General features: G+C 69.6%; 19 protein-coding genes and 1 tRNA gene. 10 read left to right on the top strand and 10 right to left on the bottom strand.

All coding sequences use genetic code 11. The annotated features are described in order from the left end of the window. Nucleotides 1–5: 5 nt before the first annotated feature. The gene (locus tag KY661_RS33755) at nt 6–803 is read left to right on the top strand and encodes a hypothetical protein (RefSeq protein WP_225414102.1); all 798 of its coding nucleotides are present in this window, start codon (nt 6–8) and stop codon (nt 801–803) included. Nucleotides 804–873: 70 nt separating this feature from the next. Here the strand turns inward: KY661_RS33755 and fdxA are convergent, their stop codons facing one another. The 4 genes from fdxA to KY661_RS33735 all read right to left on the bottom strand — a co-directional run bounded on the left by fdxA (nt 874) and on the right by KY661_RS33735 (nt 4,068). Next, nucleotides 874–1,212, bottom strand: a complete 339-nt coding sequence (gene fdxA / locus KY661_RS33750; RefSeq protein WP_225414101.1) for a ferredoxin FdxA — start codon at nt 1,210–1,212, stop codon at nt 874–876. Nucleotides 1,213–1,300: 88 nt separating this feature from the next. Beyond that, the gene (gene asd, locus KY661_RS33745) at nt 1,301–2,389 is read right to left on the bottom strand and encodes an aspartate-semialdehyde dehydrogenase (protein WP_225414100.1); all 1,089 of its coding nucleotides are present in this window, start codon (nt 2,387–2,389) and stop codon (nt 1,301–1,303) included. 70 nt (nt 2,390–2,459) lie between these two features. Further along, complete coding sequence (locus KY661_RS33740) at nt 2,460–2,813, bottom strand: rhodanese-like domain-containing protein (protein WP_225414099.1); 354 nt, start codon at nt 2,811–2,813, stop codon at nt 2,460–2,462. Between the two features lie 103 nt (nt 2,814–2,916). Continuing rightward, entirely contained in the window at nt 2,917–4,068 is a 1,152-nt protein-coding gene (locus KY661_RS33735; RefSeq protein WP_225414098.1) for an acyl-CoA dehydrogenase family protein, read from the bottom strand. 68 nt (nt 4,069–4,136) lie between these two features. On the opposite strand from KY661_RS33735, the gene KY661_RS33730 reads away from it, so the two are divergent. Beyond that, nucleotides 4,137–4,208, top strand: a tRNA-Cys gene (locus KY661_RS33730). A gap of 73 nt (nt 4,209–4,281) precedes the next feature. On the opposite strand, the gene KY661_RS33725 is transcribed toward KY661_RS33730, so the two are convergent. Continuing rightward, nucleotides 4,282–5,946 (bottom strand): right-handed parallel beta-helix repeat-containing protein, encoded by a 1,665-nt coding sequence (locus KY661_RS33725; protein WP_225414097.1) that lies wholly within the window; start codon nt 5,944–5,946, stop codon nt 4,282–4,284. 101 nt (nt 5,947–6,047) lie between these two features. Between KY661_RS33725 and KY661_RS33720 the strand changes: the two genes are divergently transcribed. The 3 genes from KY661_RS33720 (at nt 6,048) to KY661_RS33710 (ending at nt 10,127) form a co-directional block, all read left to right on the top strand. Beyond that, nucleotides 6,048–7,805, top strand: coding sequence for a SpoIID/LytB domain-containing protein (locus KY661_RS33720; protein WP_225414096.1), 1,758 nt, complete (start codon nt 6,048–6,050; stop codon nt 7,803–7,805). Between the two features lie 119 nt (nt 7,806–7,924). Further along, nucleotides 7,925–9,154: a TonB family protein gene (locus KY661_RS33715; RefSeq protein ID WP_225414095.1), complete on the top strand. Its 1,230-nt coding sequence runs from the start codon at nt 7,925–7,927 to the stop codon at nt 9,152–9,154. Nucleotides 9,155–9,245: 91 nt separating this feature from the next. Next, a complete protein-coding gene (locus KY661_RS33710) occupies nt 9,246–10,127 on the top strand; it encodes a cation diffusion facilitator family transporter (protein ID WP_263437582.1) in 882 nt (293 codons plus the stop codon). A gap of 34 nt (nt 10,128–10,161) precedes the next feature. Here the strand turns inward: KY661_RS33710 and gcvP are convergent, their stop codons facing one another. From gcvP to gcvT, 3 genes are all read right to left on the bottom strand, one after another. Then, complete coding sequence (gcvP, locus tag KY661_RS33705; protein ID WP_225414093.1) at nt 10,162–13,056, bottom strand: aminomethyl-transferring glycine dehydrogenase; 2,895 nt, start codon at nt 13,054–13,056, stop codon at nt 10,162–10,164. Between the two features lie 77 nt (nt 13,057–13,133). Further along, nucleotides 13,134–13,523 (bottom strand): glycine cleavage system protein GcvH, encoded by a 390-nt coding sequence (gcvH, locus tag KY661_RS33700; RefSeq protein WP_225414092.1) that lies wholly within the window; start codon nt 13,521–13,523, stop codon nt 13,134–13,136. A gap of 23 nt (nt 13,524–13,546) precedes the next feature. Further along, nucleotides 13,547–14,638 (bottom strand): glycine cleavage system aminomethyltransferase GcvT, encoded by a 1,092-nt coding sequence (gene gcvT / locus KY661_RS33695; RefSeq protein ID WP_225414091.1) that lies wholly within the window; start codon nt 14,636–14,638, stop codon nt 13,547–13,549. 95 nt (nt 14,639–14,733) lie between these two features. Here gcvT and metF point away from each other — a divergent pair, with 95 nt between their 5' ends. Together metF and KY661_RS33685 are read left to right on the top strand one after the other, a co-directional pair. Next, entirely contained in the window at nt 14,734–15,606 is an 873-nt protein-coding gene (metF, locus tag KY661_RS33690; protein WP_225414090.1) for a methylenetetrahydrofolate reductase [NAD(P)H], read from the top strand. Next, a complete protein-coding gene (locus KY661_RS33685) occupies nt 15,603–16,028 on the top strand; it encodes a hypothetical protein (RefSeq protein ID WP_075010745.1) in 426 nt (141 codons plus the stop codon). The genes metF and KY661_RS33685 overlap by 4 nt, the downstream gene beginning before the upstream one ends. Here the strand turns inward: KY661_RS33685 and KY661_RS33680 are convergent. Next, nucleotides 16,006–16,971 (bottom strand): ADP-ribosylglycohydrolase family protein, encoded by a 966-nt coding sequence (locus KY661_RS33680; protein WP_225414089.1) that lies wholly within the window; start codon nt 16,969–16,971, stop codon nt 16,006–16,008. The two genes, KY661_RS33685 and KY661_RS33680, sit on opposite strands and share 23 nt — an antisense overlap. Nucleotides 16,972–17,118: 147 nt before the next feature. Here KY661_RS33680 and KY661_RS33675 point away from each other — a divergent pair, with 147 nt between their 5' ends. Next, the gene (locus KY661_RS33675; RefSeq protein WP_075010747.1) at nt 17,119–17,334 is read left to right on the top strand and encodes a hypothetical protein; all 216 of its coding nucleotides are present in this window, start codon (nt 17,119–17,121) and stop codon (nt 17,332–17,334) included. A gap of 7 nt (nt 17,335–17,341) precedes the next feature. Here the strand turns inward: KY661_RS33675 and folD are convergent, their stop codons facing one another. Then, entirely contained in the window at nt 17,342–18,187 is an 846-nt protein-coding gene (folD, locus tag KY661_RS33670; RefSeq protein WP_225414088.1) for a bifunctional methylenetetrahydrofolate dehydrogenase/methenyltetrahydrofolate cyclohydrolase FolD, read from the bottom strand. 91 nt (nt 18,188–18,278) lie between these two features. Here folD and KY661_RS33665 point away from each other — a divergent pair, with 91 nt between their 5' ends. Further along, a complete protein-coding gene (locus tag KY661_RS33665; RefSeq protein ID WP_263437580.1) occupies nt 18,279–19,049 on the top strand; it encodes a TerB family tellurite resistance protein in 771 nt (256 codons plus the stop codon). 42 nt (nt 19,050–19,091) lie between these two features. Next, nucleotides 19,092–19,784 (top strand): Smr/MutS family protein, encoded by a 693-nt coding sequence (locus KY661_RS33660; protein ID WP_225414087.1) that lies wholly within the window; start codon nt 19,092–19,094, stop codon nt 19,782–19,784. Nucleotides 19,785–19,804 lie beyond the last annotated feature (20 nt).

The raw sequence follows: 19,804 nt of genomic DNA, 5'->3' as shown, positions 1-19,804 counted from the left end.
GCTCGATGAAAATCCAGGACCCTGCCCCTGCCGGACCGGTGAAGGCCCCGGCCTCCGGACCGTTCCAGCGCTTGCTCCCCCCGGCGAAGCCTCCCCAGGCGCCCGGCGCTCTCCCCTCTGGCCCCGCACGGCCGCCCCTTCCAGCCACCCGGGCCCCGGGCGTCTCCCAGCCCCCTGGCCTGCAAACCCTGCCGCGCCCGGGGACGGCCCTGGCCGCCAGTCCCGCGCGGGCCCTGGTCCGGAGTGCCCTGGCCAGCCCGGAGAACCTGGGCCACGCGCGCCAGGGCATGCACGGCGAGGCGCAGCGGCTGCGGACGGTGCGCACCGAAGCCCAGGTCTCCTCCCAGGCCCAGGTGGAGCACCGGGTCCACGAGCTGCTCTCCCGGGAGCTGGCGCGAGACGTGCCCCCGGTCTCCGGCGTCAGCCCCACGCCCCGCGCCCCCGCGCCGCCTCCCGAGCCTACCGGGGAAGCGCCCTCCGGGGAGCACCCCTCCCGCGCGGAGGGCCTCGCCCGGCCCCCGGGTGAAGCGGCCGTGGAGGCCGCGGAGGCGCCCTCCCAGGTGCAGGCCACCCTGGAGCTCATCGAGCGCATCGAGGTCTTCGTGAAGTCGCAGCGGCCCGCGCTGCGGATGAGCCTGGGCGGGGCCCTGGCCGCCACCGTCGAGGTGGAGCGCACCGGCCCGCGCGAGGTGGCCCTGCGCATCCAGGGGCATCAGGGCCCGCTGGGCGAGGCGCACCTGTCGCGCATCCGCGAGGCGCTGGAGGCCCGGGGGCTGCGGCTGCGCGCGCTGCACACGCACTGAGCTGGAGACGAGCAAGGCCCTCGCGCTAGAGGGCGGAGGGCCTTGGAGCGGCACAGAGGGAAGAAGGCGCTCAGCGCTTGCCGGGCGACATTTCCAGCATGCCGCGCTTGTCCTTCTTGTCCTTGAACTCTTCCGCGTCGGGCAGCTCGGCGAGCTTCTCGGCCAGGTTCGGCCACTTCGAGGAGAGCTCCGCGTTCAGCGTCTTGTACTCCTTCCACTTATCGGGAAGCTCGGTCTCCGGGTAGATGGCCTTGGTAGGACACACGGGCTCACAAGCGCCACAGTCGATGCACTCATCCGGGTGGATGACGAGGAAGTTGGCCCCCTCGTAGAAGCAGTTGACCGGGCAAACCTCGACGCAGTCCGTGTACTTACACTTGATGCAGGGTTCAGCAACAACGTAGGCCATCGGGTGACTCTCCTCAGCACAATCGGCGGACCTGCACACTAGACGGTTTGTGGCAAGCACCGCACCTGGAATTTGGCCGTCCGGGCGCTCAGCCCAGCAGACCCTGAGCCCTCATCAGCTCAGCAACCAGGATGGCGCCCTTGGCGGCGCCCATCTTCGTGTTGTGGGAGACGAGCACGTACTTGAAGCCGTTCTCCAGCACCCCGTCCTCGCGCACCCGGCCCACCGTGGTGGCCATGCCACCGTGGGTGTCGCGATCCAGGCGGGGCTGGGGGCGGAACGGATCCTCCAGCAGCTCGATCCAGTTGGGCGGCGAGGACGGCAGGCCCCGGGCCACCTCGTCCCCCCGCCACTCGCGCAGGGCGGCCGACACCTCGTCCACCGTGGCCTTCTTGCCCAGGGAGACGAAAACAGCCTCCGTGTGGCCCTCCATCACCGCCACGCGGGTGCAGGTGCAGGAGACCTTCACGCCGTGGGAGTCGATGGCCGTCCCGCCCGCCTGCAGCGCGCCGAGGATCTTCTTCGTCTCCACCTCCACCTTGCCCTCTTCCTTGGGGATGTAGGGCACCACGTTGTCGAGGATGTCCAGGCCGATGACGCCCGGCGAGCGCCCCGCGCCCGACATGGCCTGGAGGCTCGTCATCAGCACCGCCTTGACGCCGAAGCGCTCGGCCAGCGGGGCCAGGGTGACGGCCAGGCCCGTGGTGGTGCAGTTGGGAATCGGGACGATGAAGCCCTTCCAGCCGCGGCGCCGCTGCTGCTCGCGCACGAGCGGGGCATGGGCGGAGTTGACCGGGGGGATGATGAGCGGCACGTCCGCCTCGTAGCGGAAGGCGCTCGCGGCGGAGAACACGGGGATGTCCTTGGCGAGCCGGGGTTCGAGCTCCCGGGCCACATCCGCCTCCACCGCGGAGAAGGCGATGTCGTAGTCCTTGGCCTGGACCGCATCGCCGCTCACCACGGGCATGCGGGCCACCGAGGCCGGGAGCGCCTCGGGCACGAACCACGCCGTCATGCCGTTGGCGGTGCGCAGGGCCTCCACGTAGGGCTTGCCCGCGGAGCGCGGCGACGCCGCGAGCCCCGTGAGCTCGATGAAGGGATGGTTCTGAAGACCCGCGATGAACTGTTGCCCTGCCAGACCCGTAGCGCCGATGAGGACAGCGCGAAGCTTCGCCATTGTGCGTTCCCTCCCTCGAATGACCGCATCGTCCATAGCACCGTTCGCGCCCGGCTTCACACGGGAGCGGCTAGCGCTGAAGGGCAGAGGCAGTGTCGGCCAGATGTGATTCGACGGGGAACCCCTCGGCCATCCACGTCTCGATGCCCCCCTGGAGACACACGGCGTTGCGGCCCCGGAGCAAGAGCAGGCGGCACACCCGCGCGGCGGCCTCCTCGTCCAAGTCACACCCGCACACGACGATCAGCTCGTCGTCCGGCAGCATGGTGAGGTGCTGGGCCACCTCCGAGGGCGTCATCCGCAAGGCCCCCGGTATGTGGACCTCCAAGCGTCCCCAGTGGACCGGAGACCGGCAATCCAAGATGAGGACATCTTCGTCCCCCAGGCGCAGAAACAGTTCGGCGCAAGGGATGTGAGGTTCCATCGGTGGCCTCCGCGCGGGACTTGGTCTCTATGGAACTCCAACGGCTTTTCCCCTCTTCCACGCCCGTGGGCTGCCTGCCCTCCAGGCAGCCGGGGCCCGGCCTTCACAGCCCGAGGTGCTTGGCGATGATTTCGTTCATCACCTCACTGGTGCCGCCGCCGATAGGGCCCAGCCGCGCATCGCGCCAGTGGCGCTGGATGTCGTACTCCATCATGTAGCCCGCGCCCCCGTGGAGCTGGAGGCAGGCGTCGGCGATGCGGCAGCACGTCTCGGTGGCGACCTTCTTGGCCATGGAGGTCTGCGCCACGGCGTGCTGCCCGTCCACGTGCAGCCGCAGCGCGTGGTAGGTGAGCTGGCGCGCGCACTCGAGCTCCGTGAAGAGCTCGGCCAGCTTGTGGCGCACCACCTGGAAGCCGCTCAAGGACTGGCCAAAGGCCTGGCGCTGCTTCACGTGGACGAGCACCGTCTCCAGCATGTCCTCCATGGCCCCCAACGCCCCCAGGGCCAGCGTCAGGCGCTCCCACTGGAAGTTGCCCATGATCTGATAGAAGCCCTGCCCCTCCTCGCCCAGGAGGTTCTCTGCGGGCACGCGGCAGTCCTCGAAGAACAGCTCCGCGGTGTCCGAGGCCCGCCACCCGAGCTTCTGCAGCTTGCGCCCCACGCTGAAGCCCGGGGTGCCCGGCTCCACCACGAGCAGGGACAGCCCCTTGTGGCCCCGCTCCGGCGCCGTCTTCACCGCCAGGACGACGAAGTCCGCGCGCACCCCGTTGGTGATGTACGTCTTCGAGCCGTTGACGGCGTAGTGGCCCCCGTCCCGCACGGCCGTGGTGCGGATGCCCGCCACGTCCGAGCCGGCCTCCGGCTCGGTGATGCCCAGCGCGCCGATCTTCTCCCCCCGGATGGCCGGGGCAAGGAAGCGCCGCTTCTGTTCATCCGTACCGAACAGGTGCAGGGGCGCCGTGGCGATGGTGCACTGGGCCCCTAGGCCCGCGGACACCCCGCCGGAGCCGCAGCGGCCCAGCTCCTCCAGGAGCACCGCCTCGTACAGCTCCCCGGCCGCCGTGCCTCCGTACATTTCTGGATATTTCAGCCCGAAGAAGCCCAGCTCCCCGAAGCGCGTGAACAGCGCCCGGGGGAACTCCTCGGCGGCCTCCCACTGGCGGGCAAAGGGGAGAATCTCCTTCTGCACCACCGCGCGCACCGTGCGGCGGAACGCCTCGTGCTCCTCCTGGTACACCCCATGGCCGTGCAACATCCGCGTCCCCTTGCGCTCTGGCTTGACCGGCTCGTCCCGGCTTGCGTATAAGACCGTCCCCTGTTCGCGGCGCCATAGCCAAGTGGTAAGGCAAGGGTCTGCAAAACCCTCATTCCCCGGTTCGAATCCGGGTGGCGCCTCAAAAGACACAAGGCCCGATGCGACCGTCCTGGCGCATCGGGCCTTTGTCTTTTCCGGGCTGGGGCCCGCGCGCTAGCAGTCCGCTTCCACGGCCCCAATGTCCGGGGCCACGCCGCAGAACGGCAGGCCCACGTCCGTGCCCTTGTCCACCGCGGGCTGCGCGGGGGAGAAGTCCTGCGTCACCGCCTGGTCCGCCTGGGTGGAGGACTGGTCGCCGGAGGCCTGCTGGAACGCGGTCAGCCCCACCGCGCCGGTGGACAGCTTGAACTGGGCATCCGCCGGGTAGAGGTTGAAGCCCAGCGTCATGCCCGGGTGCTGGCCGCCCAGGTCCACCGCCACCGCGGCGTCGATGATGTTGTTCTCCACGGTGACGTTGCTCGTGGGGCCGCCAGTGCCGTGGCCCAGGGTGAGCGCCGCGGCGTCCACGCGGGTGATGGTGTTGTTCACCACGTGCGTGCCCTCGGAGTTCTCCAGGCGGATGCCCGCGCCCTCCCCGCCGCCTTCCTTGGTGATGTCATGGACGCGGTTGCGGCGGATGACGACGCCGCTGGGCACGGGGCCCTCGCGGTTGCCGCCCACGGAGATGCCCTTGCCGGAGTCGTACACCTCGTTGCCCTCGATGAGCACGTTCTTCGCCGAGTAGTGCACCACCAGCGCGTCCCCCTTGGCCGTGGCCGAGGGCTTGAAGCCGTGCATGCGGTTGTTGCGCACCACCACGTCGTGGCACGTCTTGATGTCCACGGCGTTCTCCCGGTTGGAGTAGAAGTGGTTGTTCTCCACCGTCAGCCCCTTGGCGGGCGGCAGCGAGCTGAAGCCCTCGGGCCCGAGGCACTGCACCGAGTCCCCCGAGTTGTCGTGGATGTCGTTGTTGCGCACGGTGATGTCCACCGAGGTGGGCTGCACGACGACGCCGTGGGAGTCGAAGTCCCCCTGGTTCTTCACGAAGTCGTGGATGTGGTTGTTCTCGATGATGGCGCCGGTGGCCTTGCCGTAGGTCGTCACCGCGCCGCCGCCCTTGCCGTGGTGCAGCTCCGAGTTGGCCAGCACCGAGCCGCGCACGTCGCCCTCGAAGGTGACGGCGAAGGCCGCCGCCCCCTGCACGTCGATGTCGAACCCGTCGATGACCCAGTTGGGCCGGCGCACCTGCACCAGGCCCCCCGTGCCCGGGCCCGGGGTGATGCGCGGCTTGCCCTCGCCCTGGAGGGTGATTTTCGCCTCGGCGGTGCCCGCCTTCACGGAGGCATCCAGGACGACGCGCTCGGCATAGGTGCCCGCGAGCACCCGGATAAGCTCCCCCGGGCCCGCCACGCTGGTGGCCTTGCCGATGGTCTTGAACGGCTGGGCGGCCGTGCCCGCCGCCGTGTCGCTGCCCGAGGGGCTGACCGCCCACTCCCGGGTGAACTTCGCCGGGGGCGGCGTGGGCTCGGCCGACGGCGCGTCCGGCTGAGGCGAGGGCTGAACAATGGGAGCATGGCCCTCGTGGGCCGGCAGGTCTGCCACCGGGGTGTCCGGCACGGGCTGAGCGCCCACGGGCACGGTCTGGCTTTCAGAGGAAGCGCCGGTGGAGGGGGTCTTGCTCTCGGGGGACGAACCTGTCCCCGGTGCGGCGGTGCGGGGCTGGCCCGCGGCCTGCTGCGAGGCCCCTTCATCGGAGGAGCCGGAGTCGCCACCCTGGCAAGCCCACAAGCTGGCGGAGAGCAGACAAGCGGCCAAGAGGGCCGCTGGAGACTTCCTCATCAATTGCCTCCTTCAAATTCGGTGAGTAAGGGGAACCCCCCACCCCGGGTGCACTATTCATCCCGGGCGATGTTGGGAGGACAGGGAGCCGAGCGCCCGAAGTGGCGGCCCGGGCGCCAGGCGGGTACGGTCCCCCCGCCGTGTTCAAGGCCGTTCCCGTCCACTTCCTGCTGCTCCTCGTTGCGTGCGCCACGCCCCCGCCCTCCGCCCCGGGCCCCGCGACGGCCGCCGCCGAGGCACGCCCGGCCCCCGCCCCGGCGCTCCCGCCGCTCCCCCTGGAGGATCCGCTGGAGCAGGGCCTCGAGGCCCCCTCGTCCTTGCAGCGCCTCGACTTCCGGGGCGGCGAGCCGCAGGTGCCCATCCGGCTCATGGAGGGCCGCTCCGAGGTGACCTTCCTGCCCCGGGGCCGGATGCGGCTGCACTTCGGCGGCCCCGCGAACAAGGTGCTGGAGGCCCCCGCGGGCACGCCGTGGAAGGTGCGGGTGACGCAGGGCCAGCCCGCGGTGCTCACGGCGCGGGTTCAGCTGGGTGAGTTCCGCTTCGCGGACAAGGCCGGGCTGGCGGAGGCCCAGGAGGCGTGGCAGGCGCGGGGCCTGTTCGTGCGCGTCCACGTGCTGGGCGCGCTCTACGGCATCGCGGGCAAGGTCATCGACAACCGGCGCTACCTCCTCTTAGAGGAGGAGGCGCGCACGCCCCCGAAGGGGCTGGAGCGGCAGGCGGAGCTGCTGCGCCAGTTCGGCGTGCAGACGGCGCTCTTCGAGGAGGTTCACACCCCCTCGCGCGGCATCCTCGAGGTGCGCGACGGCTCTGGCACCGTGGTGGGGCTGGCGCAGGACTCCCTGCGGGCGGAGACGCGGGAGGGCGCGGGCTTCGACGTGCGGCGCGTCGAACACTCCGTGGGCTACGACAACCACGGCTTCGAGGACCGGAGCTTCCGGGGCGCGCTGCACTTCACCGTGGACCGCTTCGGCATGCTGGCGGTGGTGAACGAGGTGCGGCTGGAGGAGCTGCTCAAGGGGCTGGTGCCCGCGGAGATCTTCGCCCGCGCGCACATGGAGGCGCTCAAGGCCCAGGCCGTCACGGCGCGCGGCGAGGTGCTCGCCAAGGTGGGCACCAAACACCTGGGAGACCCCTACCTGCTGTGCTCCGAGCAGCACTGCGCCGTCTACCGGGGGCGCTCGGGCGAGGCGGCCAGCACGAACGCCGCGGTGGACGCCACGCGGGGCGAGGCCCTCTTCGCCCAGGATGGGCGACTGGTGGACTCCGTCTACAGCGCGGTGTGCGGCGGCCACACGGAGGACAACGACGTGGTGTGGGGCGGCCCGCAGGATCCGAACCTGCGCGGCAGGCCGGACCTGCTGGAGCCCTCGGAGGCGGTGCCCACCCCGGCGGCGCTGGATGACTTCCTGGTGGACGCGGACATGCCGGCCGCGTGCCAGCGCTCCAGCTTCGCGCAGCCCAGCAAGTTCCGGTGGGAGAAGCGCTTCACGGCCGCCCAGGTGAACGCCCTCACGGAGAAGCTCGGCATCGGCCCGGTGCAGGCCATGAACCTCTCGGAGCGGGGCGTGTCCGGCCGCGCCCGCGTGCTGACGATCTCCGGAGAGCGCGGGGCCACCCAGGTCCGCGGAGAGCTGAACATCCGAAGGCTCTTCGGCATGCTCAACAGCAGCATGGCCCTGGTGGAGGCGGCCCGGGACGATGACGGCCGGCCCCGGAGCTGGACCTTCCGGGGCGGCGGCTGGGGACACGGCGTTGGCATGTGTCAGACAGGCGCCATTGGGCGGGCCGAGGCCGGACACAGTTACCGCGACATCCTGCGCCATTATTACAACGGGGCGGAGGTCACCCCCATCTACTAGTCCCCCTTGCTCCCCCGGAGAGGGCCCAGGCGAGACGGCGGCCCCGCTCTCTTGTTCTCCAAGTAACGGGCCGGGACTACCCGGACGGCTCGAGGGTTATCATCCACCACGTGGCACCCATGACCGAAGGCTCCCAGAGGCGGCGGCGCAGGCAGGAAGGGCCGGGACGGCTCCTGCTGGCGTTCGCGCTCGCCCTGCTGGCGCACGTGGCCTTCGTGGGTGTCGCGCTCCTGCTGTCCCACCTCCAGGTGTCGCTGCCGGACGCCGAGAAGCGCCTCCAGAAGCCACCCAGCGCCGTCTCGATGCGGCCGTTGAACTCCGAGCAGTGGGCGAAGAACCGGGGCGAGTCCAAGCCGTCGAAGGCCCAGGCCGAGCGCCCCCGCGCCCAGGAGAAGAAGGAGGAAAAGAAGGAAGAGCAGAAGCCCAATGGCCAGGTGGTGGACGTGGCCCGGGGCAACGAGCAGAAGGCCCCGGACGCGAAGTACCTGGCCGAGCGCGACAACAAGGTGGACAAGGAGACCCGGGCCCGGGAGCAGACGCCCCACTACCGGAACGCCACCCCCCAGCGCACCGCGCCCCAGTCGCGCGAGGGCACCGGGCAGACCGAGGAGCAGCCTCAGGTGGCGGGCAACAACGGGCTGGGCTCGGACGACGCGCCCATGAGCCAGGGCCAGAGCAAGCCCTCCTTCGAGCTGCCCAACTCGCGGCGCAAGCAGGAGATCGCCCTGAAGACGGACCCCGAGCAGGGCCCGGGGATGGCGGTGCCCAACCGCTCCGAGAGCGACGATGTGGTGGGCAACTCCAAGCGCCTGCGCGTGCAGCCGGGCACGGGGGCCAGCGACCTGGAAGGCTCCTCCGGACGGGCGGGGCTGCCGGGAGTGGCCAGCCTGATGCCGTCCCAGGCGGTGATGGACAAGCTCATCGGCGCCGCGCCGAACGATCACCTCCGGGACGTGGAGGAAGGCGACGGCACGTACCTCAACACCCGCGAGTGGAAGTACGCGAGCTTCTTCAACCGCGTGAAACAGAACGTGGGCATGCACTGGAACCCGGGCAGCCAGCTGCAGCGCAGAGACCCGACGGGCGCCATCTACAGCGGCAAGGACCGCTACACGCTGCTCAACATCACCCTGGACCAGAAGGGCATGGTGCGCGACATCCAGATCGAAAAGTCCAGCGGGCTGGACTTCCTGGACCTGGAGGCCATCTCGTCCTTCCAGCGCGCCCAGCCCTTCCCCAACCCGCCCGCGGGGCTGCTCGACTCGGACGCCCAGGTGAACTTCTCCTTCGGCTTCTTCATGGAGATGGGGGGCGGCCCGGGAATGCGCCTCTTCCGCCGTTCTCACTGAACTGGCACCTTCGTGGCACTCGCGGGGAACGCCCGGGGGAACTAGGTTCCCGGGCGTGGACGCCTCCCTCCCGAATCGTGACGTTGCCTACATGGAGCGGAACCGGAAGGTCCGCCGGGTGCTGGCGGCCATGCTCGCGGCGAACTGGGCCGTGGCCGTGGCCAAGCTGGCCTTCGGCCTGCTCAACCGCTCCGCCTCGGTGACGGCGGACGGCATCCACTCGTTCATCGACGGCAGCTCCAACATCCTGGGGCTGGTGGCCATGACGGCGGCGGCCCGGCCCGCGGACGCGGACCACCCCTACGGCCACGGCAAGTTCGAGGCCATCGCCTCGCTGGGCATCGGGGCGATGATCTCCATCGCCATGGTGGAGCTGGGCCGGATGGCGCTGGACACGCTCATCCACGGCCGGCACCCCGAGGTGACGCCCACGATGGCGGTGGTCATGGTGCTCACCCTGGGGGTCAACCTCGTCGTCACCCGCGTGGAGCGCCACTACGGGCACCAGCTCAAGAGCACGCTGCTGCTGGCGGATGCCAACCACACGCTCTCGGACGTGTACGTCACGCTGGCCGTGCTGGTGTCACTGGCGCTCGTGTGGCTGGGCTACCCCAGCGCGGACGGGGTGATTGCCCTGGTCGTCATGGTGTTCGTGGCGCGGGTGGCCTACGACATCATCCGGCAGGCGGTGGGTATTCTGTCGGACACGGCGCGGCTGGACGCGACGCAGGTCTGCGAGCTGACCCTGAGCGTGCCCGGGGTGCGCTCCTGCCGCGACGTGCGCAGCCGCGGCATGGAGGACAGCGTCTACGTGGACCTGAAGATCGAGGTGGACCCTCACCTCTCCACGGCCCAGGCCCACGAGGTGGCCGACCGGGTGGAGGAGAAGCTGCACGCCGCCTACTCCCAGGTGGTGGATGTGGTCATCCACGTGGAGCCCGCCCCCGCCCGGCTCTCGAAGGCCTCGAGCTGAGCGCGAGGCCCGCGAGAGCGCGGGGGCCGGAAGCCTAAGCGGCCTTGGGGGGCACCGGCGTGAGGTAGTCCTCCATCGGCGGGCAGGAGCAGACCAGCTTGCGGTCCCCGAGCACGTTGTTGAGCCGGCCCACCGCGGGCCAGAACTTGCTCTCGTGGACCCACCTGGCGGGGAACGCGGCCTTCTCCCGCGAGTAGGGGCGGTTCCACTCGGGCGCCGTCAGCACGCGCGCGGTGTGGGGGGCATTCTTCAGGACGTTGTTGTCCCGGGGCGCCGTGCCCTCTTCGATTTCGCGGATCTCCTCGCGGATGGAGATCATCGCCTCGCAGAAGCGGTCCAGCTCCGCCTGGGACTCGCTCTCCGTGGGCTCGATCATCAGCGTGCCCGCCACGGGGAAGGACACCGTGGGCGCGTGGAAGCCGTAGTCCATGAGCCGCTTGGCCACGTCCTCCACCTCGACGCCCGCGGTCTTCTTCAGCGGCCGCAGGTCCACGATGCACTCGTGCGCCACGCCGCCCGTCTTGCCGCGGTAGAGCACCGGGTAGTGCGCATCCAGCCGCTTCGCCACGTAGTTGGCGTTGAGGATGGCCACCTTCGTGGCGCGCGTGAGCCCCTCCCCGCCCATCATCGACATGTACATCCACGAGATGAGCAGGATGCTGGCGCTGCCCCACGGCGCCGCCGAGATGGCGCCGATGGCCTCCCCGCCGCCCGTGGTGATGACCGGGTGGCCGGGCAGGAACTTCGTCAGGTGCTGCGCCACGCAGATGGGGCCCATGCCCGGGCCGCCACCGCCGTGCGGGATGCAGAACGTCTTGTGCAGGTTGATGTGGCAGACGTCCGCGCCGAGCTGCCCCGGCTTCATCAGCCCCACCTGGGCGTTCAGGTTCGCCCCGTCCATGTACACCTGGCCGCCGCGCTCGTGGATGAGGGCGCAGATCTCCTTGATGCCCTCCTCGAACACGCCGTGGGTGGACGGGTACGTCACCATCAGCGCCGCGAGCCGGTCCTTGTACTCGTCCGCCCGGGCGCGCAGGTCCGCGATGTCGATGTTGCCCTGGTCATCGCACTTGGTGACGACCACCTGGTAGCCGGCCATGACCGCCGAGGCCGGGTTGGTGCCGTGCGCGGAGGACGGGATGAGGCACACGTCCCGGTGCCCCTGCCCCCGGTTCTGGTGGTACGCGCGGATGACCAGCAAGCCCGCGTACTCGCCCTGGCTGCCGGCGTTGGGCTGCAGCGAGCAGCCCGCGAAGCCCGTCACCTCCGACAGCATGCGCTCCAGCTGCTCGAAGATGACCTTGTAGCCGGCCGCCTGCGAGGTGGGCGCGAAGGGGTGCAGCCCGCCGAAGCGCGGCCACGTGACGGGGATCATCTCCGCCGTGGCGTTGAGCTTCATGGTGCAGGAGCCCAGCGGAATCATCGAGTGCGTGAGCGACAGGTCTCTCGACTCGAGCCGGCGGATGTACCGCAGCATCTCCGTCTCGGAGTGGTAGCTGTTGAAGACCTGGTGCGTGAGGTACGCGCTCTTGCGCTGGAGCCCCGCCTGCACCGGGCTCACGAGCCCCTCGCCCAGCGCCTCCAGGTTCGAGCCCTGCGACTGCCACGCGCCGAACACCGAGAGGAGGGTCTCCACATCGGAGGGGCGCGTCGTCTCGTCCAGGGACAGGCCGATGGAGCGCTCGTCGATGCGGCGGAAGTTCAGCCCCTTGGCCTCGGCGCCGGCGAGCACCGAGCGCACCTGCTGCGGCGTCAGCTCCACGCGCAGGGTGTCGAAGAACTCGGCGTACTTCGGCTTGTGGCCAAGCTTCTCCAGCCCCTTCGCCAGGAGCGTGGTCAGCCCGTGCACGCGCTCCGCGATGGCCTTGAGCCCCTTGGGCCCGTGGTAGACGGCGTACATGCCGGCGATGACGGCCAGCAGCACCTGCGCGGTGCAGATGTTGCTCGTGGCCTTCTCGCGGCGGATGTGCTGCTCGCGCGTCTGGAGCGCCATGCGCAGCGCGCGCCGGCCCTGGGCATCCTCGGACACGCCGATGAGGCGGCCGGGCATCAGGCGCGTGTAGGCGCTCTTCGTGGCGAAGAAGGCCGCGTGCGGACCGCCATAGCCCATGGGCACGCCGAAGCGCTGGGCGCTGCCCACCGCCACGTCCGCGCCCAGCTCTCCCGGTGGGGTGAGCAGCGTGAGGGCCAGCAGGTCCGTGGCCATGATGAGCAGGCCACCAAAGGTGTGAACCTCGGAGGCGAAGGCCCGGTAGTCGTGCACCACGCCATCGGTGGCCGGGTACTGCACGAGCGCGCCGAAGAACTTCTTCGAGGCCAGGTCCACGGTCCGGTGGTCGCCCACCACCACCTCCACGCCCAGAGGCTCGGCGCGGGTGCGCACCACATCGAGCGTCTGCGGGTGGCACGTGTCGGAGACGAAGAAGGCGCCGCCCTTCTCGCCCTTGACGTTGAGGGCCAGGGCCATGGCCTCGGCGGCCGCGGTGCCCTCATCGAGCATGGAGGCGTTGGCCACCTCCAGCCCTGTCAGGTCCATCACCATCGTCTGGTAGTTGAGCAGCGCCTCCAGCCGGCCCTGGGCGATCTCCGCCTGGTACGGGGTGTACTGGGTGTACCAGCCCGGGTTCTGGAAGATGTTGCGCAGGATGACGTTCGGGGTGTGCGTGTCGAAGTAGCCCAGCCCGATGAAGGACTTGAAGAGCTGGTTCTTCGCCGCGATGCCCTCCAGCACCGCCAGCAGCTCGTGCTCATCCTGGGCGGCGCCCAGCCGCAGGGGCTCCGGGGAGCGGATGGCTGAAGGCACCACCTGGCCGATGAACGCGTCGAGGGAGCTGGCGCCAAGCGCCTCCAGCATCGACTTCAACTCGTGCTCATCCGGGCCGATGTGGCGTCCGGCGAAGGACTCCTGATACTTCCAGTTAAGGGACATGATGGTCGAGCGCTCGCGTACGAGAAAAAGAGGCTGATCAACAACCCACGCGGCGAGTCTTCAGCCGCGCGAGGGGCCTAGGCCTTCTTGAGCAGGTCCGAGTACGCCTCGGGGCTCAAGAGCCCGTCCAGCTGCTTGGCGTCCGACGGCTCGATTTCGAGGATCCACCCGGCCCCGTAAGGGTCCGTGTTCACGGTGGAGGGGTTGTCGGTGAGGGCGTCATTGACCTTGGCCACCTTGCCGCTGAGCGGAGAGAACAGCTCGGAGACGGCCTTGGTGGACTCGATGACGCCAAACTGCTTGCCGGCCGTGAGGGTGGCGCCCACCTTGGGCAGCTCCACGTAGACCACGTCCCCCAGCGCCTCCTGGGCGTGGTGGGTAACGCCCACGACGATGACGTTGCCCTGAGGGCGGGCCCACTCGTGGTCCTGGGTGTACTTCAGGCCGGCGGGAACGTTTCCAGACATGTGTGTGCTCCTCGAGAAGGGGCTTAAGGCTTCTTCCAGAAAGGCGTCTTGACCACGCGGGCCGCCACGGGACGGCCCCGGATTTCCACATCGAAGGTAGAGCCCTCGGCGGCCAGCGCCGTGGGCACATAGCCCAAACCGATGGGCTTCTTGACCGAGGGGCCCATGGTGCCGCTGGTCACCTCGCCCACCCGCTGGCCCTCGTGGAGGATGGGGTAGCCGTGGCGGGGAATGCCGCTGCCGGTCAGCTCGAAGCCCACCAGCTTGCGCTTCACGCCCTCGGCCTTCTGCTTCTCCAGGGCCTGCTTGCCCGTGAAGCCCCCGGCCTTGTCGAGCTTGACGATCCACCCCAGGCCCGCCTCCAGGGCCGTGTGCGCATCATCGATGTCGTTGCCGTAGAGGGCGTACTTCATCTCCGTGCGCAGGCTGTCGCGGGCCCCCAGGCCACACGGCTTCACCCCATCGGCCTGGCCGGCCTCCAGGAGCGCGTTCCACAGCGCCTCCGCGCGGTCCGGCGCGCAGTACAGCTCGAAGCCGTCCTCGCCCGTGTACCCGGTCCGGGAGATGATGCATTTGACTCCAGCCACCTCGCCCTCGGTGAAGCGGTAGGTGTCCACCCGGGCCTTGGAGACCTCCGTCTTCGTCAGGCGCTGCACCAGGCCCTCGGCCTTGGGGCCCTGCACGGCGATCTGCGCGAACTCGTCGCTGCGGTCCACGGGCTTCACGCCCTGGGCGTGCTCGCTCATCCAGGCGAAGTCCTTGGCGCGGTTGCTCGAGTTGACGCAGATGAAGATGCGCTCGGGGGAGAACCGGTAGGCGACCACGTCGTCCACGAACGTGCCTTCCGGGGTCAGCAGGCCCGCGTAGAGGGCCTGTCCGTCCTGGCAGCGGGCCAGGTCATTGGAGATGAGCCGGTTGGCGGTCTCCAGGGCTCCCGGGCCGGTGAACTCAATCTCGCCCATGTGGGAGACGTCGAAGAGCCCCACCGCCTGGCGGACCGCCTCGTGCTCGGCGATGACGGAGGAGTACTGAACGGGCATGTCCCAGCCCACGAAATCGACCAGCCGAGCGCCCAGCTTACGGTGGGCCTCGTTGAGGGGCGTGCGCAAGGCCATCGTCTTCTCCTCTGGAGGGGGTAAAAAGCGGGCGGACTATAGCCGCGCACCTCTTCCAATCAAGGCCGCCGGGGACGGTTTACACTGGGCCCGTTATGAAGATCCGCAATCGTTTGAATCCATCCAACCCCTGCTTCTCGTTCGAATTCTTTCCGCCGAAGACCGATGAGGGGACCGAGAACCTCCTGAAGACGGTGGAGGAGCTGGCGCCGCTGGAGCCCGGCTTCGTCTCGGTCACGTATGGGGCGGGCGGCAGCACGCGCGACAAGACCCTGGGGCTGGTGACACGCATCAAACAGACCACGGGCATCGAGGCGATGGCGCACCTGACCTGCGTGGGCCACACCCGCGAGGAGCTGAGGGACGTGCTCCAGCAGCTGGAGACCGCCAAGCTGGACAACGTGCTGGTGCTGCGGGGCGACCCGCCCCGGGGCCAGACGGCGTTCGAGCCCACGCCGGGCGGCTTCCGCTACGCCTCGGAGCTGGTGGAGTTCATCCGGGAGGAGGACTTCAACTTCTGCGTCGGCGGGGCGTGTTACCCGGAGGGCCACGTGGAGACGGAGTCCCGCGACGATGACCTCCAGCACCTGAAGGCCAAGGTAGACGCGGGGCTGGACTTCATCGTCACCCAGCTGTTCTTCGACAACGCCTTCTACTTCGACTTCGTGGAGCGCGCCCGGCGCGCGGGCATCAACGTCCCCATCGTCCCAGGCATCATGCCCATCACCAACGTCGAGCAGGTGCAGCGCTTCACCCGCATGTGTGGCGCCACGGTGCCCATGCGGCTGGGGCTGCAGCTCGATCGCGTGAAGGACCAACCCGACGCCGTGGTGCAGCTCGGGGTGGCGCACGCCACCGTGCAGTGCATGGAGCTGCTCTCGCGCGGCGTTCCGGGCATTCACTTCTACACGCTCAACAAATCCCCCGCGACCCGCATGATTCTGGGCGCCCTGAGGAGCCGTTCATGAGTGGCCCTGGACCGCAGGTGGCCCCCGATGATCCCCGCATGAAGGTCCTGCGGTGGATCCGCCCTCCCGCCTTCTTCCTGCTGTGCGTGGGGGTCATCGCCATCCTCTTCAACATCGTGGGCTTCGTGCTGGCGGCCTTCCGGATTCCCCCGCCCATCACGCCCCCGCCCGGCCAGCCCCCCATGGTGCTGGAGCTGTCGATGGGGATGATCCTCACCCTCGTGGCGGGGAGCCTCTGCGGCGTGCTGTGCATCTGGGGCGCGCTGAGCGCCATGCGGCTGAAGGGCTACGGGCTGGCCACGGTGGGCGCCATCGCGGCGTCCTTCTGCCTGTCCCCCACCGTCTGCATCGGCATCCCCGTCACCTGCTGGCTGCTCTTCACCCTCAGCCGCCCCGAGGTCAGGAAGGCTTTCGCGCCCTGAGCTCCCGCAGCGCCGTGACCATCGGGTCCACAAGCTCCCTGCCCCGGAGCGCCGCGAGCCAGCGCCCGGGGATGGCCTCGACACCCTCGCGAATCCCCGCGATGCCCCCGGCCACGGCGGCGGTGGTGTCGGTGTCGTGGCCCAGCGCCACGGCGGCCTTCACCACCTGCTCATAGGTGGCCCCGGCCTTCAGGCAGTCCCGCGCCGAGAGCAGACAGTCCACCACGTACCCGGAGCCCTTGCCGGCCTCCGGGGCGAGGGGGCGCACGTGGATGTCCAGCTCCTCCCGGGGTGCGGTTCCCCCGGGAAACAGCCGGTGGAACGCGGCCACAGCCTCCTCCCACGGGTGCGTCACGCCCTCCCACGTCCTCCGGGCCCAGAGACAATACAGCGCGCAACACACCTGCGAGCGCAGGTGGCCGTGCGTCACCAGGGACTGCCGCATGGCATCCGCCACGAGCGCCTCATCGGGCCCCCCGTGCCAGAGCGCCAGCGGCAGCACCCGCATCAGGGAGCCATTGCCGTTGTCCCGCTCGCCCCGGGGGCCGGACAGGTGCCCCGGGGTACCCGCCCGGAACTCCGAGAGGGCGCTCCGGGTCTGGATGCCCACGTCGAAGACATGGTTGTCCACGGCCATGTAGCCCAGCTCGTACCAGTTCACGAGCCGCCGCCCGAGGTCCTCCAGGTCCAGCTGCTCCCGGTACAGCAACGAGGCCAGCAGGCAGTTGGCCTGGGCGCCATCATCGGACCACGTGCCCGGCGGCACCCCGGCATGAGCGCGGGAGAAGCCCTCGGGCGGCTCGAACTCGAGCTGTTCCGGAGGGGGCAGCCGGGAGGGCGGGTGGAACTCGTACGGGACGCCCAGCGCATCCCCAATCAGGAGCCCATACACCCCACCCTCCAGCCGCTGCACGTCCGTTGGCTTCCGAAGCAACCCCACCATGCCTGCCACCTCCGATGAGTTCCTCTTCTTGACCCGAGGGGAGGGAAAACCGCCTCCTGGATCCGTTCTTCCACGCGAGCTTTCCGCCAGCGGTTGTAGTATCCCCCGCCCGGATTGATTCACCCGGAAGTCGAGGAGGACACCCGAATGACCCCGCTGTCAGGCGATCTCTTTTTCCTTTTCCTCACCGTTGGCATCGTCCTGGCCGTCCGGGGAATCATGTTCTACGGCAGCGCCGAGTCCGCGCCCCCCGAGAAGAAGAAGGCCCAGACCCTCAAGGGCATCGTCACCCTCACGCTGGGCCTGGCGCTGGTGTTCTCGAACGCCCTGGGCTTCGTGAACTACCTGCGCGCCCACATGTAAGGCGCCGCTACACGCCGCCCGAGGCGGCGATGAGCGTGTTGCGCATCAGCATCGCGATGGTCATCGGGCCCACGCCCCCGGGAACCGGGGTGATGGCCGAGGCCCGCTGGGACGCGGCCTGAAACGCCACGTCCCCCACCAGCTTCCCATCCGGCTTGCGGTTCATCCCCACGTCGATGACCACCGCGCCGGGTTTGAGCCACTCGCCCTGGATGAGCTCGGGCACCCCCACCGCGACGACCAGGATGTCCGCCTGCGCCACCTCGCGGGGCAGGTCGCTCTTGCGGTGGCAGACCGTCACCGTGGCGTCCGCCTGAAGCAGCATCAGCGCCATGGGCTTGCCCACGATGTTGCTGCGCCCCACCACCACGGCCCGCTTGCCCGCGGGCGCGCAGCCCGCCTCCTCCAGCAGCCGCATCACGCCCAGGGGCGTGCAGGGCCTCGGCCCGGGCTGCCCCAGCGACAGCAGGCCCGCGTTCACCGGGTGGAAGCCATCCACGTCCTTCTCCGGGCTCACGGCGGAGATGATGCGCTCCGCGTCGATGTGCTTGGGCAGCGGGAGCTGCACGAGGATGCCGTGGACGGAAGTGTCCTCGTTGAGCTGCCGCAGCCGGACGAGCAGGGCCTCCTGGGAGATGTCCTCCCGCAGGTGGTGCTCCCAGGAGCGGAAGCCCACCTCCTCGGCGGCCTTCTTCTTGCCCGTGACGTAGATTTTCGAGGCGGGATCCTCCCCCACCCGGACCACGGCGAGCCCCGGGACGAGTCCCCGCGCGGCCTTGAACCGCTCGACGTCCGCCTGGACTTCCGCCCGGACCCGCGCCGCGACTGCCTTGCCATCGATCAACTGGGCCATAAGGGCCCGGACTCTATGCAAAACTGGGGGTCTTCGAGGGAGTGAAGCGGGCGTGGCCCCTGGAAAAGTTCTCGGCGCGATGGTTGGGCTGATGATCGGGCTCTGGATGGGCGGCCCGCTGTCCATCATCTTGTGCACGTTCGTGGGCGCCGTGGCCGGCCACTTCTACGACCAGGCCAACGCCCTGCCCCCGGAGGACCCCACCGAGGGGCTGCGCGAGCGCTTCGGCCCGCCCGGCCTCCCGGAGCCCCTGTCCCGCGCGGCGCTCGACGACGAGGCCCAGGAGCACTTCGCCCGGCACCTGTGTGCCCTCTTCATCGAGGTGGCCCGGGCCGACGGCGAGGTCGTCCGGGACGAGGTGCGCGTGGCGCGCGAGTACTTCCAGAACGAGCTGAAGTACGGCCCCGAGGCGCTGAACCTCGTGCGCGGGCACCTCAAGGCATTCATGGCCCGCCCACCCCACCTGGCGGAGTCCATCGCCGCCTGCCGCGAGGAGCTGCCCACCGCGGACCGGCTCCTCCTGGTGGACGCGCTCTACCAGCTCGCCCTCACCGATGGCCCCCTCCAGCGCTCCGAGCAGGAGACCCTGCGGCAGATCGCCCAGGGACTGGGGCTGACCGAGGAGGACCGGCAGGCCGTGGCCACCCGGTACCTCGCGGTGGACGACAGCCAGTACGCCCGGCTCGGGCTGACGCCCGAGGCCACGGACGCGGAGGTGAAGCGCGCCTACCGCCAGCTCGCCGCCGCCCACCACCCCGACCGCGTCACCCACCTGGGACAGGGAGCGATCGAGCAAGCCACCCGGCGCTTCCACGAGATTCAGCAGGCATATGAGGAAATCAGACGCCTGCGCGGGCTATAGCGTGCGGTTAGAAACCTGGAAAAGCCCTGGAGCCCCGTCCTCATGAGCAGCCACCGCAACGGCCCTCCCAAGAAGAAGGAAGAGGGCTTCAACAACAACCCCTTCAAGGACGCGATCAAGTCGCTCCAGAAGAAGGAGAAGGCCCCCGAGCCCGCCAAGGCCAAGGCCGCGCCTCCCCCGCCGCCCAAGAAGAAGGTCCCCCTGGAGGAGGACGATGCCTCCCTCTTCTACGCCGCCATGGACGGGGTGGCGCAGATCACCCACCGCGGCGAGGCCCCCAAGCCCAACCCGCGCCTGCCGGAGATCATTGACGAGAACGCCGAGGCGCTCGCCCAGCTCTCGGAGCTCGTCGCCGGGCAGGAGGGGGAGTTCGACTTCAACGGCTCGGAGGAGTTCATCGAGGGGGCCTCCCCGGGCACGGACCGGAACCTGTTGCGCGCGCTGCGCCGCGGGGACTTCTCCTGCCAGGCCCAGCTGGATCTCCACGGCATGACGCAGGTGGCCGCCAAGCAGGCCGTGGAGCAGTTCCTCATCACCAGCCAGCGCGCCAAGAAGCGGTGCGTGCTCATCGTCCACGGGCGAGGGTTGAACTCGAAGGACCAGATCCCCGTGCTCAAGGAAGGGCTCAAGGGGTGGCTGAGTCAGAAACGCATCGGAAGGATGGTGCTGGCGTTCGCCACCGCACGTCCCCAGGACGGGGGCGCGGGGGCCGTCTACGTGCTGCTTCGCCGGTAGCTGGACGCCTGGGCGGCACT

Source organism: Allostigmatella hybrida, assembly GCF_020103775.1.
GTDB lineage: Bacteria > Myxococcota > Myxococcia > Myxococcales > Myxococcaceae > Hyalangium > Hyalangium aurantiaca.
This window is presented reverse-complemented; position numbering and strand designations above follow the sequence as displayed.